The organism is Shewanella sp. 5S214, from assembly GCF_041439795.1.
Taxonomy (GTDB): Bacteria; Pseudomonadota; Gammaproteobacteria; order Enterobacterales; family Shewanellaceae; genus Shewanella; species Shewanella vesiculosa.
On record NZ_JBGOOV010000021.1, the window covers coordinates 60,484 to 75,886 of the forward strand.

Below are 15,403 nucleotides of genomic sequence, written 5' to 3' on the forward strand. Positions count from 1 at the left end.
TAACTATTATTTAACCTACTTTCATTAATTCAAATGTCAACATTTATTTTTAGACTAATTATTCAAAAAAACTACATCGCTGTCGATCACTTCAAGCTGCCAGCCTTGTTGCCGCGCTATCCATTCAAAGGTTTCTAGGGCGTAAAAATTAATATGAGTCGGGTCGATTTTATAGTGCCAGTTGATAAATCCCTCAAGGTCCGACACCCGCTTGGTCATCACGGCCAATATGCCACCTGGGAGCACTAATTGGCTTAATTGCTCGACTAACGCCTGTGCATCGGCAATGTGCTCAATCACTTCGGTTAAACAGACAAAATCATACTGCTGACTTAGTACTCGAGTATCTGGGTGATAAAACAAATCATAATTAGCAACGTTAATACCGTGCTTTGCAGCCATTTGACTTAATACCGCCCCTTCGCCGCAACCAAAATCTAATCCATTTGCATTTGGTTTTACGCGGGTCAATAACGGAGTTAAGGTGCGGGATAAAAAATGTTGATAACCCGCATCGGCAAAGTCGTTATGGTGGCAATCGTAGTGAGCTTTCTCAGCGGCTTCATCCCAATAAAACGCCGTTGGAACCGATACCATAAAACATTGCGGACAACGAACATAAGCTCTTTTTTTATCTTGATGAAAAGCTACGGTGTCATGGTGACATAAAGGACAAGACGACAAAGGGATGCTCCAAAATAAGCCAAATACAGATAATTAACGCACTCACACTATTCAGATTGAACAGGCTCAATACTGGTTTCTTTAGGGATTTTGCGAGTTTGAGTTGCAGCCTCTTGCGCCTGTTGTAAATACTTTTGCTGACGGGTTAAACGCTCATCAGATTGGACTCGGGCTTTTTCGAGCTGTTGTGCTTCCCAGTCATTAGACTGCACTTTTGCCAATGCTTTTTGTTCACGTTCCGCGGTGGCTTTGGCAGCCTCACGCGCTTTTTGCAATTGTGTTTGTTCAAGTTCAGCCGACTCTTGACGTGCTTGCTCGCCCTTTTCAGCCAAAGTCATTTTTTTATGTGGCTTATCTGCTGCGACGGTAACGAACGCCAATGAACTCGCAGTAACGAGCAAAATCAATGAGCCTATCAGCCGATTTTTCATATGGTCTATCCTTTGAGTTTATCGCCGTTATAACGCTCACGAACCAGAGCAGGCATAGCCGTTAACTTATGTTGCACCATTGCGTTAAACACTGCAAATATTGGCGCAATGTCTGCTGCAGGATTTAATGCAACCAGAGTGTAGGCAGCCGCTTCGAGGGTTGACAGGCTGTCGCTGCGTTTCGCTTTGCGAATAACATATTGCGACTCATCTTCACATTCTAGATGCAATGAAGGGTAATTAAGTAACCACGGATTGAGCTGCAACATTCGGTATGCTTTACGCCAAGTACCGTCAACTAAAATAATAATCGCCGCCTCACTCGCTCCAGCCTCGACGACAGTTTGACTGTGCTCATTAGGGTAAACCACATAAATCGGCTTCGTTTGCGCAGCTAAATAATGTTGCAGCTCAATAAAGTCCGTGGCAGCCTCACCCACGTAAATTTTCATCTGCGGCATCACCAGCTTCAATAACCTCACGGTATTTTTAGCATGACCCACTTCAGATGGGTGCTGCATCACCACTACCTCGGTATTTGAAGATACCTGTTTGATCGCATGACACACGCAAGCCGACTGTGGGTATTGGCAATATATACAATAACTTCTGCTCATTTTTTGTCTTATCTTGTTGCAAACATGTAAAGTTAAGTTCAATATGCTTGGCTTTACACCATAACATCTCAAGGAAGAACCACTATTATGACAGGAATTATGACAAGAACTATGACAAAGATGTCTGTGGCATTAATGCTCGCATTTGCTACAAGTTCCGTTTATGCCGCTCAAAATAATGCCTACCATCACGAAGCAGAAATCGGTTTTTTAGACTCATCAGGTGAAGCGGATAGCCTAGTTAACGCCAATTATCACTATTATTTTAAAGCGGTTGAACAAGCTGAAAAACCCTACGAATTAGCCGCGTTCTTTAATCAAGGCTCAACTATTTCAGCGCGTTATGCCACCATTGACTTCCAAGATTTATACAATATATCTGGCCAGTATGTTTTCGACTCTAACTGGTTTGTTGGCGCTGGGGTAAATCAGCTTAATTTCGATAATGACGCTATCTACAGAGTCATGGATAGTGACACAATATACGATGTTAATTTGGGCTTTTTTTTTACCGACCACTCTGCATTAACCCTAGGTTACAGCACAAAGTCAGAATCTAAACTTGACAGTGTAACATCAGATTTTTATGAAATTGAGTATTATGCCAGCGAAGATACTGATGTTATCAGTCTAACCTACGAGCACTTTATCCCGTTAAAATCAACAACTGGAGTGTTTATCACTGGTGAGTACCATTATATTGCAGAACAAAATATCTACAATACTTCAGGAATCTACATTGATAGCTTAGGCCAGGTTATCGCGCAAGATGATAAAAGAAGCGATGATTACGACAATTATACTGTTGCTGTGTTGGCAGATTGGTATATTAATAAAGCATGGTCAGTGGGTGCGAGCTACGTCCGAATAAATATAGATGGCGAAATTAACTTCCGTGATATTGACTATTCTACTCACTACAGCCCCAATGAAACTGAAAGTATCACTGCCGTAAACACCCGCTATTTTTGGCATTTTTCAGATGTGTTCTCGGCTAAGTTTTCGCTAGAACATTATTTCGAGAATAGTGAATATAATAGTGATTCAGAAACTAATTTTGGCGTAGCAATTAACGCCCGCTTTTAAGTCTCACCATATTGAGGCAAAAAAATACCCGCGGAATGTGGTTAGCATTCTGCGGGTTAAAGGTGATGTTACTAAAGCTTAATTAATCGTGTTGTAATTGTTCTTGATGCAAATGACTTAAGCGATTCATTGCCATAATAATCAGTAATACCGAACTAAAACCGCCCATCACTAGTGCGATTGCATAAGGCGCAGGTATATCGGTTAGTTGGATCAACGCCGTCAGTATTGATGCCCCACTCATTTGAATACATCCCAGCATAGCCGTCGCAGTACCTGCTCTCTCACCGAAAGCTGACAATGCCATACTGGTTGCAGGGCCAAGTAAAATAGCAAAGCCAACACACAAAATCATCATCGGAGCCATAAACGCTATTGCGGCGGCTAAGCCTGCTTGTGGACCGGCAAAGTAAACCGCTGCTTCAATAACCGCAGCAAGCAGCATTAACGACAAAGCTACCACTACGCCAGGTCTATTCCCAATACGCTTAACCAACACTGGAGCGGCAAAACACGCGACAATATTGATGGCAGCATTAAGGCCAAACAGACCACTGAAGGTTAATTCTGAGATGCCTAAGTGACCAATTATCCACACAGGTGAGTACGACACGTAACATAATATCGATGCCATCGCGATCATGCAGCAACTGGCATAAAACATAAAATGTGGGTCACCAATAACCGGCTTATAACGACTCCAACGGTATAAAGGTCCTGTGCTGTCGGTATTTAATGGACGCGTTTCAGGGAAACGGAACCCCACTAAAAACAACACAAAAATGGCATACAAAGCCATAAAAATGAAGGTAGAACGCCAGCCAAACTGTAAGGCTAATAAGCCACCAAATGTTGGAGCCAGCGCGGGCACCACACAAATGGCACCATTGAGATAACTGTACATCGACACGCTTTCTTTGCGGGAATAGCAGTCACGTACCGCGCTAAAGACCACAATAGAGGTTGAACATGCGGCTAACCCTTGAAAAACTCGAGCAATCTGCAACCATTCAAATTCAACCGAGTAAGCACCCAATAAACTGCTAATGCCATAAAGCACAATCCCAAATAACGCGACAGGTTTACGACCAAAACGGTCGGCGAGTGGACCAATTAAAATTTGCCCTACACCCATCGCAAATAAAAATAACACTAAGGTGGACTGTACTTCACTGTTAGAGACACCATATTCCAATGCCATTGCAGGCATAGACGGCAGATAAATATCAATAGCTAATGGGCTTAATAGCACCATAAACATTAACAGTGGCAATAGGTTACGACGCATAAACTTCTTTCTCTTAAATTTTTAATGCACAAAGGTCACCCTTAATAGGGCGTTATAATAAGCCAAATGGAGGTATGAACGAAAATGATATAAAATCCAAAGTGAATTTCCATTTGAGAATATCACATGAATTTAGACAATCTGGCTCGGGTCGACCTTAATCTATTAGTCATTCTCCAAGTATTACTTGAGGAGCAAAGTGTTACTCGAGCAGCTCATCGATTGCATGTTAGTCAATCGGCGGTGAGTAAAAGCTTAAATCGTTTGCGAGAAACATTAGATGACCCACTATTTCAACGCACAGCACACGGTTTAAAGCCCACGGCTCATGCAGATGCATTAAGACAGCAACTGCCATTAGTGCTGCAAAACTTATATCAACTTACCCAGCCTCCCACTTTTTACCCCGCGACCAGTAACCGCCAATTCTCATTATCTATGGTTGAAAGTGCTTATGAAACCTTAATCCCCTATTTTATCGGGCCACTATTGCAACAAGCACCTTCAATAAAATTAGATTCTTATGTCTGGACCGAAAAATCTATGCAAGATCTACAGCAAGGGCAAATCGATTTTGGCCTGGCTGGCAGAGATATTTATCCACAAACTGATGTCAATATTGAAAAAGTACCCGAAGGTATAGAATCACAAACACTATTTAACGACCATCAAGTTTGCCTAGTGCGTAAAGATCATCCTATTTTACAGCAAGTAAAAGCGGGTCAATGGGATCAAGCTCACTACCTTAACATGTCTCATGTTCAGGTTAGATGTGAAGGCAACGATTGGTGGGCTCTCGATTATCATCTGGCCAATTTAGGCTTACATCGTCATCTATCGACTACAGTACCAGACTTTTATGGTGCGGCCAGCGTCTGCGCGAATACTGATTTAATTTTTACCTTGCCATCAAGTTTTGCTCATCATGCTCAAAAACTCTATTCACTGGTTTCTATTCCCTTACCGTTTGAATTTATGCCAATGGCTTATGTGTTTCTATGGCATGAAAGAAATAACCAAGAACCAGGGCATCAATGGTTTCGTAATATTATTTTCAACAGTGTCGAACGAGCTATCGCGAATCAACACATGAGTAAAAATGATTACTGATACTTTTACTCAATCCCGCTCAAGCGGGTCATTAGCAAGTATTTACCTTAAATAGTTGAGCGCCAAAGCGTAAACATTAACCGAATTTAACGTGACATATTATGTCTCAGCAATGCAAACTGTACTTTAATTCATCGTTACTGATTTATAGGTAACCTTTTTAGACCCCATTTTCAGGCTAAGTGTACCCAGGAGCTACTATGAGATTTAATCAATCATTCCACACTGCCAATTTGAAAAACAGGTTCACTAGCATGAACCCTATTTTGACATTACTAATGCTGTTTGCCATCGCATTGACCACCATAGTGTTATTACCGTTTTTATTGTTGTTAGGCTTATTAAGCTTTATTACTTTACAGTTGCTAGGTAAAAAAATATTGCAGAGAAAACAAGCACAATCCCAACAAGGCGATATCTACCAAGGCCGTGCGGATGTGCAGCGCGAACAAACAGCGCCATACGCTGATATGTTCAGTCGTGCTAAGCCCAATCAATCACAACGCAATGGACGTACGTTTGAGCATCAAGCAGATTAACGAACCGCAGGTTGCGCGTAGTGAAGATCCATCAGCGGCTGCGATCATTGATTAACATGACTGCTGCCTAAGTTGACGTAACTGTTATCTTGATTATCGCTAATTGCCAAACGCAGCAGTCCTTTAGCACGAAGCGAATATCGTGATAGCCCAAATGTGAGCAAGCGGACTTTGCGCCGCTGATGAAGAAATCAAAATGCAAACTTAAAAATAAAGCGAAGTCAGAGACTTCGCTTTAGAATTAAGTTAATTTTGTATACAAGCAGTAAGGACTAAAAGTTATAAGTGACACCAAACATCACGTTACGGCCCATTAGCGGAGCATAGTCCTTAAGTAATGAAGTATGTGGTCTTGCCTCTTGATTCAATAGGTTATTTCCTTTGACATAAAGCAACATATCACCCGAATTCGTGTATAAACGATAGGTAACCGCTGCATTTGCTAAAGCATAACCTGCGGTTTCAGTTTCATTTTCTGCTGTGTCAGTTTGTTTACCATAACCAATCGCGGCAATTTCCGCGTGCCATTGCTGTTGATCATAGTTTAACGTTGAGCCTATACGCATAGGCGGCATGAGCGGTAAATTACCACCATCAACTAATTTGCCGCGAGTGTAATCACTAAACATATCTAACGACCAATTATCATTGAATGGGATAGTGGCCTGAGCCTCAAGTGAATATAACTCAGCATCACCTTGGGTAAATTGATATACAGGTAAATCACCTTCTGGATCAGCGCCAACAATATCAGAGGCAATTAAACCGGTATTTTTCTCGTAGTAGAAATTGTTCACTCTGTTATAAGCCATGCTTAATGAACCAGTCCATGCCCCCTCTAATTTACGTAAGGTTAGGTCGATATTATTCGCGATCTCTTTGTCGTTATTACCACTGTCAGTCATAATTTGACCGTTTACAATGGTAAACTGTGAACCGATCTCAAAGCTTTGCGTAGCATCATGAGGTCCGAAGCTGTAAAGCTCTTCGGCGGTTGGAGAACGCTGAGCTCGAGTCAAGGACAAACCTAAATTGTACGACGGTGCGAAATCCCAAACCATTCCTGCCGATAAGGTCAAATCATTGTCGACTAAATCTTCAGCTTGATAGTTTTGCTCACCATTAATAGTCTCTAAGATCATCCCCTCTGGCGCTAAGCGATAATGTTCTATGCGTCCACCGAGTTCAAAACGAAAATCTCCGACTTTACGCTCCTGGACAATAAAAGCTGCCAAAGTATCTGTTTTACTGTTTGGCGTGAGCGCTTCCTCGCCCTCAACAGAAAAGTCACGGTGAACCATATGCAATCCCATGGTGCCTTGCCATTCACCCCAAGGGTTATTGTTCAGGCTTAAGCGCGCCTCACTTTGTTTATTAAAGAAAGTGGTGCCTGCAACGCCATCTTCTTCTTCTGAGTGTTGATAGTCAGTATAACCAGCATCAAAACGCAACTTACTAAAACCAGCAAATGGGTCTAATAAGCCGCTGTGTAACTGCCACGCAGTTTTCTTTAAATCGATGGTGATATCCGCAGCATCAGCCTCGCCGCGTCCAGGAATACCGTAGTTAGATTCGGTTCGAGCACCTGATACGCTGACAAATCCAGTATCTGCGGTATAACCAACACCAGCAGCATAGTCATCGAGTTTTAAGCTACTGTTATCGAGTTTGCCATGGGTTTCGGGCATATCGACAATTGCATTACCAGGGATATCAACATCATCGGTAACGCGATGAGTACCATCTAAATGCCAATTGAACTGACCATTGCCACCATCAATATCGCCGTTGAATGTACGACCATTACTGGCTGTATCGTAGCGAGTACCAAGTTGTCCTGAAACGCCATCGACAGGCGCCTCGTGGTATCGCTTATCGACCACATTGACCACGCCACCAATTGCGCCGTTACCATAAAGCAAAGTGCCAGGACCGCGAAGAATTTCAATCTGTTGTGCCGATGCAGCTTCAGTGGTTACTGCGTGATCCGCAGATACAGTAGATGCGTCACCTACAGAGAGACCATTCTCAAGTACTTGCACACGAGGGCCGCCCATACCACGGATAATAGGACGACTGGCCCCAGCACCAAAGTGGGAAGCTTGTACACCGGGGAGTTTTTCTAGGGTATCGCCGAGCGTGGGTTCGATATTAAGTTTAAGCTGATCTTCGGTAAGTACACTTATTGGTGTGGTACTTTCGAGTGCCGAACGCGCAAGAGGTGATGCAGTGACCACGATATTTTCCATTATGGCCTGCTTGAGTGAAACATCCTGTTTAATCACACCTGTAGTGATCTGCAAATCCTGATCAACATGCTTAAAATTATCATCACTTACGTGCAAATGCACATGGCTATTATCGGCAACGGTTAACTGATACTGACCTTGTGAGTTAGTCATTGTCCGAGGGCCACCATCAATGCTGACTTGAGCACCAACAATAGGTGCGCCTTGTGGGTCGGTGACTTGGCCTTGTAGTTGCGCAGCCATAACCGGTGAACATACGCCAGCAACTGCTAGCGCTATAGAAGATAATGCAAGTTTCATTGTGCCTTTCCTTTAGATAAGCAAAAAATTATAAATTTTTATATTGTGATATTGCTTAAAAAAGGCTGGGAGGAGCACGAACATTGAAGTGACGTAATACCGACAAGCTAGGTTGTTGATAAGGTGTATGCGCAATATATTCCGGCTGTTGCAATCCCATCGGCGGCATGCGCAAAGATGATGGACCGGCATTTAGGTTATGACCAAAATCGCACACAATACAATGAGTATGCTGATGTTCCAGACCGTGCTCAGCAGAATGCAGCAGCGCGAATGATTGTATTACAATCAGCCATACGCCGAGCAGTAGCCATAGCCACTTTTTGTGAGTCTGAAACATTGAGTGAGTCATGATTATTCTACGGGTCAAATTCATCTTAATCGGATTATTATCCGAATGATTGATTTAATAGATCCTAATTTATGCTCTCACCCTACTTGATTTTTTAGTCTGTCGTCTAGTGGCTTTTAGTAACAAAACTTATTTAATACTCATTCCATTAAAAATCTGCTCAGTTAACAATGATTCAGCACTCTCTAGACAAATAACAGCATTGAAGGCTTTCTCTATCTAGCCAGCGTATTAAGCTGCGTAGTGTGAGTAATATCAGCAGCTAGAGTGTTAACGTTGAAAGGATTAACGGATTAACATCCATGATATTCAAGCATCATGCCCGCCAGCAACTTACCTTACAGAAGTAAGCTCTTGGCCTGTTGCAAGGTAATTAACTCTTCTTCAGTGGGGTTGAGTGCGATGACACTGTCAATCTGCATGGCTAATGATTGCCACAATGGCTCGATGACTTGTCGGTGTTCCTCATTAGCATGCGTTCTAGCGAGTGTGAGTAGATATGCGGCTTGTACTACATCGATACGGCCTAAAATACCGTCAGCTAGCGCCACGCTTAACTCTATCATTGCACTCACATTGTGGCCGTACTTAATCGCCTGGTGTAAGTAATGTTCGGCCTTAGTTCGTTGTTGTTGGCTGGCATTGTCATCGTGCAAAATATCACTGCCACAATGTAGCATGGCATCAACCTGCCCTTGCTCAGCGGCTTCGTTCATCCATTGCAGGCTTGCAGGTACGTCTATATCGCATCCTAGCCCTTCGACTAGCATCAAAGCTAAATGATATTGGGCATTAGAATATCCGGCTTTCGCGGCTTTATTCACCCATAAAAATGCATCTTCAAATTGTTGGGTTTGATAAAACAACACTCCAAGATTTGACATGGCCTCAGCATTTTCAGCATTGGCGGCAAGGGTTAATAAACGCTCGGCTTGGATCAGATCAACACTAAATTGAGAGCTGCCAACAAGATAGAAAAACCCCAGTAATGCTTGTGCTTCGACAATGCCTTTTTCGGCAGCCTTAGCAATAAGTTGCTCACCTTCAATTGGATTTGGATGACCACAATATCCATGTAATAAGCTCACACCATGCTCAAATAATGCCGCTTGATCCTGAGTGGATGCTAAAGCAAACCAATAACCCGCTTGTGCAAACGCGTCCGCGGCAGAGTTTCGCGTTGATGTTTTTTCTGTCATTGAATCAACATCATTAAACGTAGAACGAGCCAGTAATACTTGGGCTAAAGCCTGTTCCTGCTCTTGCAGCATTAAGCCTTTGGCTTTTAGAGACATGCCAACTAAATACTGCGCTTGCGCGTCGTTATCCATCACTGCGCGGTAACATAAATCACGCCCAGCAAATGAGTCAAAAGCGTCAAATTGATACCTAGGTGCTGATTGCTGTACTAATGGGTACAGTTTTTTAATCAATTGCAAAATATGCTCAATCGACTTTTCTGCAATCGTCACGAGTTGCGCTTGGGTTAAATGGTATTTTTCTGGATGGGCACCACGGTTACCGTCACTGCGAAGCCGATGTAATGCGCGCACAGCTGGCGGATCGATTAATCGTGCTTGATGTAATTGTTCAATTCGGTCGTACAAATTAGGGCTAGTGAAAATAAGCCCATGGGGAATGGCGAGTTGGCTAGTGAGCTTATGGGTAAAACTGCGAATATACACTAGCGCTTGAGTAGGAATATCACGGACATAACTTTTGGCTAAACGATAATCGTCGCTAAGCTCAGTAGAGAAACCATCAATAAACTCAATATCATTTAACAATGGTCTCTCCTTTTTGAGTGTCTACAAGCTATTATCCCTCGGTGATGTCAGCATCCGCAGTTTTACGATTGACCATATACAATCTAAACAATGCGATGTTAACAAACAAACCTAAGAATGAAAAAGTCGCTTCTACGATAAGTTGCAGTGGAAAGCCAACTTGCATCGCGACTTGTGAAAACATGCCAGCCAATAAAGACAATGGCACGTATAGCATTAATACTGCAATGGTTTTAATCGTGATAGGGCCACTGAATTTAAAGCTGCTCTTAATCGCTTCAAGGGGCGTTAAACGTTCAACCACCACCATAAAGTTGACGTATGCAAGCCGAGAAAACAAATATAAGCTGACTAATAAACCAATTAACCACAACGGACCAAATGCAGCAAAAATCATTACCGGCGCTAAAATGGCTAAGCCAGAAAATACACCAGCTAATAATAATGGTGGTACAAATGGCAAGCTAGCCTTCAATATTTGTCCCGGCGCAAGATCATGCCCTTGAGAGCGTAGCTCTAAATAGAGTGTTAAAGCCGCAATTAAAAATGAAAATACTAACAACAGTACCATCATTGCCGCAGCATGAACTGCGCCAAATTGTGGATTTTCAGCATCAGCCTGCATCATTTCATTACCTAGCCAAAGTTGGATAGCGACTTGGATTAATAGTAATGGCAATGTCAGTATGGCAAGCTGACGGATGTGGTTTCGAAAAAAGTTAAATGCTTCAGTCAAAATTGCAAACAATGACATGTGGGTTCCAGTAATCTATTAACGACAAATATTGCGCTTAGGATACCCAAAAAAAAAGCATTTTGCACAAGTCTAATGAGCAAAAATCGTGATCATCTGTCGCATTTATGTAAATCAGGCTAAAATGACCCGAAGTTTAGACATTGAATGGCATGATAGGACACTCACTATGAAATTAGCATCCGCATTACCGGTACTGGTTACCGTATTGATATTCTCGGCACCGACATCTGCAGGCTGGTTGGATAACGTTACTGAAATAACTAAAAAACCAGCAACAGAACAAGCTAAAGCCATTGCACAGCCAGCAGCATCAGAGCAATCAAGTGCATTAGTGAGCAGCGTTATGTCGCAACTTGGATTATCTCAAACTCAAGCTGAAGGCGGATTAGGATCATTGCTTAATTTGGCCCAAACCAATTTAGGTAACAATGATTTCAGTCAGCTAAGCAACAGTATCCCCAATGCTGATGGGCTAATGGCTGCAGTACCTGCGCTATCATCGGATAATGGTATGTCGGGATTATTATCAAAAGCAGGTAATTTAGGCTCTTCGTTAAAAGGGAGCGCTATGGTATATGATGCTTTTGAAAAACTCGGTATATCAAAAGACTACATTGTACCTATGGTTGATATCGCTAAAAACTATCTTCAGCAAAGTGGTGGTGAAGGCACAGTGGATTTATTAATGAAAGGTCTAGGTTCAATCTTATAACCTGCTTTCAAGAGCCTAACTTGTTAACCCAAGCAACACTTGGGTTAACATAATTTAATCCCAAGCTATTCGCTTGGGATTATCATTTTTGCTAGCATCAAAATGAACAGTAATATTGGACAGCCTAATTATGATCGCAAAACTAAAGCACTTTATCCAATCCCATACTCAAGAAAGTAGCCCAGAAGACAAGGTAAAACACCTCAATCTTGCTGCAGCAACGCTGTTGCTTGAAGTTGTCTATGCAGATGAACACTTGGCATCGTCGGAAGCCGCTTTGCTACCCGCAATGCTGGTTAATACACTACATATTAGTGCAGATGAAGCCTCTGAACTGATCAATGAAGCTAAACTCAGCCGCCATAATGCCACCTCATTATTTGAGTTTACCACTGAGATCAATAGCCAGTTTAGCGTTGAAGATAAGCAGAAACTACTGCTTGCGATGTGGAAATTAGCCTATGCCGATGGTGAATTGTCGCAATATGAAGACCAAATTATTCGCCGCACAGCTGATTTGCTGTATTTAAAACACAGTGAACTGATTCAAATGCGCAATATCGCCATGGAAATACGTTAAGTCATGGCCAATTAGCCTTGGGTATTACTCATTAAATACTTACGCGTAAGATGGGCTTTTTGCCAAAACATAAACGGCGCAATCACTAACACCAATACCGTGGCGTAAATCATATTACTGCCAAGGGCAATGCCCAAACCAATACAAAACACACAACCTGCAATAACTAATGGCAAATATCGTTTACTGAGTAATTTAGCCGCTGACAACATCGCCAGTAAGTAAATAATCACAAAAACGCCATTGCTCCATGCAATTAAGTCTTCTAATTCTTGCGAGCTAAAATAGGTAACAACAATCACCACCGCCATTGAGCCCAAAATCGCAAACAAGGCTCTAAAAGGGACTCCGTGTGGGTTTAACTTGTCGAAATAGCGCGGCAAAATACCTTCTTTACTAAAACTCCACAATAAACGGGCGGCACTGGCAGCATAGACATTGACCGTGGCTAAACCGCTGGCTATGCCTAAAATACCAATAATATAGGCGCCATATCCACTGAGAAAAGTGTTTGATAATAAATAATCAAATGCCGATATCATGGCTAAGCCGGCACCCTCTGTTGGCACCATGAGAAGTAAAAACGTGCAGGCTAAGTAAATAACCCCTACCAATACCGTGCCCATCATCATGGCAGGTAGCAAATCTTTGTCCGGCTGACGAAAATCACTGGCCAAATGCGTCATTGCTTCGATGCCTAAAAAGCTCCAAAAACCAATGCCCATGGCTAACATCACCCCACTAAATTGCGGATGGCTACTGTGGGCAAAGTTTTCTAGCTGCCCAACATTTAAGCCACTGGCTCCAAATAATATTGCCACAACCGCAACAATCAATAGTGTCAGCATAAACTGTAACTTTGCCGACACCTGAATACCTTTAATATTGAGCAGCAATAACACAGCAACAATCAATAACTCTGCGACTAATTGACCTAGCCCTGATATTGATATCAGTGCTTCTAAAAATTGAAAGGTCATCAAAATTGCAGCAGGTGCCCCAATGGGGATAACTAATAAAAAGATCAGTCCAATGGTTCTTCCTGCGGTTGCACCAAATGCCTTTTCAATAAAGTAAGCAGGACCAGAAGCATGAGGAAAACGACTGGCTAACAAACCAAATACTAATGCGACAGGGATAATTGCTACCGTTAAGAGTAACCATGCTAATAATGAGGCTGAACCCGCTACCTCTATAGTCATTTGCGGTAAAATAAATACCCCGGTACCTAACAAAGTGGTGGCCATTAAGCCTGCACCTTGCCAGCGGCCTATTGTTGCATTCATTTGATTCATTATTTTATTCTTACTGAAATAGGTGGCGACATTATAAGGCCAAACAGCAAAACATTCTGCGGGTTAATTGGCTCAAGTTGCTTTACTAAACCGACATAATGACGGAAAAGTGACAACTTTCCATCATAATGACAGAATAGAACGATAGTACTCAATTACTGAGATATAAATCATTGGATAAATTTGATAAAGCGATTGTAAGCGAATTACGCCTCAATGCTCGGCAGAGCATTTCGTTTATTGCCGAAAAAGTGAGTTTATCGCGCAGCGCTGTGACAGAACGAATCAAGAAGTTGGAGCAAACGGGTGTTATCCGTGGTTATCAGGTTTTACTGAGTGAGTCGCAAAAGCAAGGGGTATCAGCCTACTTTGAAATTCAGCATCGTTGCGCCCGTTGCGCTGAAGTGATTCATATTTTTACCACAATACCGGAAGTGATTACCTGCCAAGGCATCACAGGAGACATGGATTTACTGGTCTATGTACATGCTAACTCAATGCAGCGATTGCATGAAATCCGTGAATTTATCGATGCTCAGGCTGACATAGTCAAAATAAAAACTCATGTGGTATTAAGCGAGTGGATTAACAATCAAGCATAAAAAAAGCTCTGTATAAACAGAGCTTAATAGTTAAGTGTCGTGACTAGGCTAATTGTTTACCTATCTCTAAACCCTTACCGCGTAATTCATCGAATCGGTCGGCTAATCCATCCATATCCATCTTGATGATACCCGCTTCATGATTGGCCTTTCCGGCTAACCAAGCGGTAAACGATTCTTCATCTCGATCATCATCCCAGTGACGAAAGACTTGGTGCGATAAATAAATCACCGAAGCAAGTTTAGATGCAGGTTTTGCCGCTAACGGATCTCGTTGATATTGAATGCCTTGTACCAATGATGGCGTAAATTTCCAGGTCTTAGCTAATAATGCCCCGACAGCAGGAGAGTCAAAACCGAGTAATTCGGTTTCAAGTTGCTGCTTATCCCCACCCGCTTGCACTGCGAGTCGAATGTTAGCTGACATCTTAGGCTCAACGACAGCAATTAATAAATCGCCAATATTATGTAAAATTGCGCAGGTAAAGGCTTCATCTGGAGGAACACCACAGCGCTTAGCCATTTCTTGCGCATATAGCGCCTCTTCAAATGTCTCGCCCCAAAAATCAGCTAAGTCAACACCATCAACATTGGGAATGGCACCAATTACCGCAGAAGCAATAACTAAGGTTCGTAAGGTTTGCATGCCTAAGCGGATCACGGCTTCATCTATACTGCCTACTTCGCGGCTTCGCCCAAAATGGGCAGAATTAGCGAGTCTTAATACCCTTGCACTAATTAAAGGATCTTGAGCAACTTTCGCAGAAATACTTTTTACCGTGCTATTGTCATTGTTTACCGCATCTAACAGCTCACTAACCGCTTTAGGTAAACGGGGTAATTCATCGACTCGTTTTAATAATGCCGCTGATTCCATATTTATAGTGTCCTTGTTGTTATTGTTTTTAATGTCTTATTTAAATCATATTAGTAACTGTAGTACAACAAAAATAAAACAAGACCGAATATGGCTGCTGTTTGATTGAAACGTTAAGCATTTTTTTCGTCATTTTT

The 15,403-nt window shown here is 42.3% G+C and carries 16 protein-coding genes; 6 read left to right on the forward strand and 10 right to left on the reverse strand.

Features of this window, described 5'->3' with window-relative positions; genetic code table 11:
- Positions 1 to 54: 54 nt before the first annotated feature.
- Genes ACED29_RS14440 through ACED29_RS14450 form a run of 3 tightly spaced genes read right to left on the reverse strand, consistent with a single transcriptional unit; the run spans position 55 to position 1,732 of the window.
- On the reverse strand, positions 55 to 684 hold the full coding sequence (locus tag ACED29_RS14440; RefSeq protein ID WP_371697942.1) for a methyltransferase domain-containing protein: 630 nt from the start codon (positions 682 to 684) through the stop codon (positions 55 to 57).
- A 47-nt stretch (positions 685 to 731) separates the two neighbouring features.
- A complete protein-coding gene (locus ACED29_RS14445; RefSeq protein ID WP_124017421.1) occupies positions 732 to 1,115 on the reverse strand; it encodes a hypothetical protein in 384 nt (127 codons plus the stop codon).
- A gap of 5 nt (positions 1,116 to 1,120) precedes the next feature.
- Positions 1,121 to 1,732, reverse strand: coding sequence for a tRNA-uridine aminocarboxypropyltransferase (locus ACED29_RS14450; protein WP_371697943.1), 612 nt, complete (start codon positions 1,730 to 1,732; stop codon positions 1,121 to 1,123).
- A 111-nt stretch (positions 1,733 to 1,843) separates the two neighbouring features.
- On the opposite strand from ACED29_RS14450, the gene ACED29_RS14455 reads away from it, so the two are divergent.
- Complete coding sequence (locus tag ACED29_RS14455) at positions 1,844 to 2,818, forward strand: hypothetical protein (RefSeq protein ID WP_371697944.1); 975 nt, start codon at positions 1,844 to 1,846, stop codon at positions 2,816 to 2,818.
- 82 nt (positions 2,819 to 2,900) lie between these two features.
- Here the strand turns inward: ACED29_RS14455 and ACED29_RS14460 are convergent, their stop codons facing one another.
- Positions 2,901 to 4,106 (reverse strand): multidrug effflux MFS transporter, encoded by a 1,206-nt coding sequence (locus ACED29_RS14460; protein WP_182723054.1) that lies wholly within the window; start codon positions 4,104 to 4,106, stop codon positions 2,901 to 2,903.
- 126 nt (positions 4,107 to 4,232) lie between these two features.
- Between ACED29_RS14460 and ACED29_RS14465 the strand changes: the two genes are divergently transcribed.
- Positions 4,233 to 5,216, forward strand: coding sequence for a LysR family transcriptional regulator (locus tag ACED29_RS14465; protein ID WP_182697706.1), 984 nt, complete (start codon positions 4,233 to 4,235; stop codon positions 5,214 to 5,216).
- 200 nt (positions 5,217 to 5,416) lie between these two features.
- Entirely contained in the window at positions 5,417 to 5,755 is a 339-nt protein-coding gene (locus ACED29_RS14470) for a hypothetical protein (RefSeq protein WP_182723052.1), read from the forward strand.
- A gap of 272 nt (positions 5,756 to 6,027) precedes the next feature.
- Here ACED29_RS14470 and ACED29_RS14475 read toward each other — a convergent pair whose 3' ends face one another.
- The 4 genes from ACED29_RS14475 to ACED29_RS14490 form a co-directional block, all read right to left on the reverse strand.
- Positions 6,028 to 8,304 carry a TonB-dependent receptor gene (locus ACED29_RS14475; protein WP_371697945.1) on the reverse strand — a complete coding sequence of 759 codons (2,277 nt, stop codon included), beginning with the start codon at positions 8,302 to 8,304 and terminating at the stop codon, positions 6,028 to 6,030.
- 55 nt (positions 8,305 to 8,359) lie between these two features.
- The gene (locus ACED29_RS14480) at positions 8,360 to 8,644 is read right to left on the reverse strand and encodes a hypothetical protein (protein ID WP_259395618.1); all 285 of its coding nucleotides are present in this window, start codon (positions 8,642 to 8,644) and stop codon (positions 8,360 to 8,362) included.
- A gap of 350 nt (positions 8,645 to 8,994) precedes the next feature.
- Positions 8,995 to 10,443 (reverse strand): DUF4145 domain-containing protein, encoded by a 1,449-nt coding sequence (locus ACED29_RS14485; protein ID WP_124017413.1) that lies wholly within the window; start codon positions 10,441 to 10,443, stop codon positions 8,995 to 8,997.
- A 31-nt stretch (positions 10,444 to 10,474) separates the two neighbouring features.
- Positions 10,475 to 11,197 (reverse strand): hypothetical protein, encoded by a 723-nt coding sequence (locus ACED29_RS14490; protein ID WP_124017412.1) that lies wholly within the window; start codon positions 11,195 to 11,197, stop codon positions 10,475 to 10,477.
- 169 nt (positions 11,198 to 11,366) lie between these two features.
- On the opposite strand from ACED29_RS14490, the gene ACED29_RS14495 reads away from it, so the two are divergent.
- Together ACED29_RS14495 and ACED29_RS14500 are read left to right on the forward strand one after the other, a co-directional pair.
- Positions 11,367 to 11,912 (forward strand): DUF2780 domain-containing protein, encoded by a 546-nt coding sequence (locus ACED29_RS14495; RefSeq protein WP_347690448.1) that lies wholly within the window; start codon positions 11,367 to 11,369, stop codon positions 11,910 to 11,912.
- Positions 11,913 to 12,042: 130 nt separating this feature from the next.
- On the forward strand, positions 12,043 to 12,492 hold the full coding sequence (locus ACED29_RS14500; RefSeq protein ID WP_124017410.1) for a TerB family tellurite resistance protein: 450 nt from the start codon (positions 12,043 to 12,045) through the stop codon (positions 12,490 to 12,492).
- Positions 12,493 to 12,503: 11 nt separating this feature from the next.
- Here ACED29_RS14500 and yjeH read toward each other — a convergent pair whose 3' ends face one another.
- A complete protein-coding gene (gene yjeH, locus ACED29_RS14505; RefSeq protein WP_182697702.1) occupies positions 12,504 to 13,787 on the reverse strand; it encodes an L-methionine/branched-chain amino acid transporter in 1,284 nt (427 codons plus the stop codon).
- Between the two features lie 173 nt (positions 13,788 to 13,960).
- On the opposite strand from yjeH, the gene ACED29_RS14510 reads away from it, so the two are divergent.
- Positions 13,961 to 14,389, forward strand: coding sequence for an Lrp/AsnC family transcriptional regulator (locus ACED29_RS14510; RefSeq protein WP_124017408.1), 429 nt, complete (start codon positions 13,961 to 13,963; stop codon positions 14,387 to 14,389).
- 43 nt (positions 14,390 to 14,432) lie between these two features.
- On the opposite strand, the gene ACED29_RS14515 is transcribed toward ACED29_RS14510, so the two are convergent.
- The gene (locus tag ACED29_RS14515) at positions 14,433 to 15,266 is read right to left on the reverse strand and encodes an HDOD domain-containing protein (protein ID WP_124017407.1); all 834 of its coding nucleotides are present in this window, start codon (positions 15,264 to 15,266) and stop codon (positions 14,433 to 14,435) included.
- Positions 15,267 to 15,403: the final 137 nt, after the last annotated feature.

Excerpts from the sequence above, each read along its gene's own strand:
- ACED29_RS14445 (WP_124017421.1), bottom strand. The coding sequence starts at position 1,115 with ATGAAAAATCGGCTGATAGGCTCATTGATTTTGCTCGTTACTGCGAGT.
- ACED29_RS14450 (WP_371697943.1), bottom strand. The coding sequence starts at position 1,732 with ATGAGCAGAAGTTATTGTATATATTGCCAATACCCACAGTCGGCTTGC.
- ACED29_RS14455 (WP_371697944.1), top strand. The coding sequence starts at position 1,844 with ATGACAAAGATGTCTGTGGCATTAATGCTCGCATTTGCTACAAGTTCC.
- ACED29_RS14460 (WP_182723054.1), bottom strand. The coding sequence starts at position 4,106 with ATGCGTCGTAACCTATTGCCACTGTTAATGTTTATGGTGCTATTAAGC.
- ACED29_RS14465 (WP_182697706.1), top strand. The coding sequence starts at position 4,233 with ATGAATTTAGACAATCTGGCTCGGGTCGACCTTAATCTATTAGTCATT.
- ACED29_RS14470 (WP_182723052.1), top strand. The coding sequence starts at position 5,417 with ATGAGATTTAATCAATCATTCCACACTGCCAATTTGAAAAACAGGTTC.
- ACED29_RS14475 (WP_371697945.1), bottom strand. The coding sequence starts at position 8,304 with ATGAAACTTGCATTATCTTCTATAGCGCTAGCAGTTGCTGGCGTATGT.
- ACED29_RS14480 (WP_259395618.1), bottom strand. The coding sequence starts at position 8,644 with ATGTTTCAGACTCACAAAAAGTGGCTATGGCTACTGCTCGGCGTATGG.
- ACED29_RS14490 (WP_124017412.1), bottom strand. The coding sequence starts at position 11,197 with ATGTCATTGTTTGCAATTTTGACTGAAGCATTTAACTTTTTTCGAAAC.
- ACED29_RS14495 (WP_347690448.1), top strand. The coding sequence starts at position 11,367 with ATGAAATTAGCATCCGCATTACCGGTACTGGTTACCGTATTGATATTC.
- ACED29_RS14500 (WP_124017410.1), top strand. The coding sequence starts at position 12,043 with ATGATCGCAAAACTAAAGCACTTTATCCAATCCCATACTCAAGAAAGT.
- yjeH (WP_182697702.1), bottom strand. The coding sequence starts at position 13,787 with ATGAATCAAATGAATGCAACAATAGGCCGCTGGCAAGGTGCAGGCTTA.
- ACED29_RS14515 (WP_124017407.1), bottom strand. The coding sequence starts at position 15,266 with ATGGAATCAGCGGCATTATTAAAACGAGTCGATGAATTACCCCGTTTA.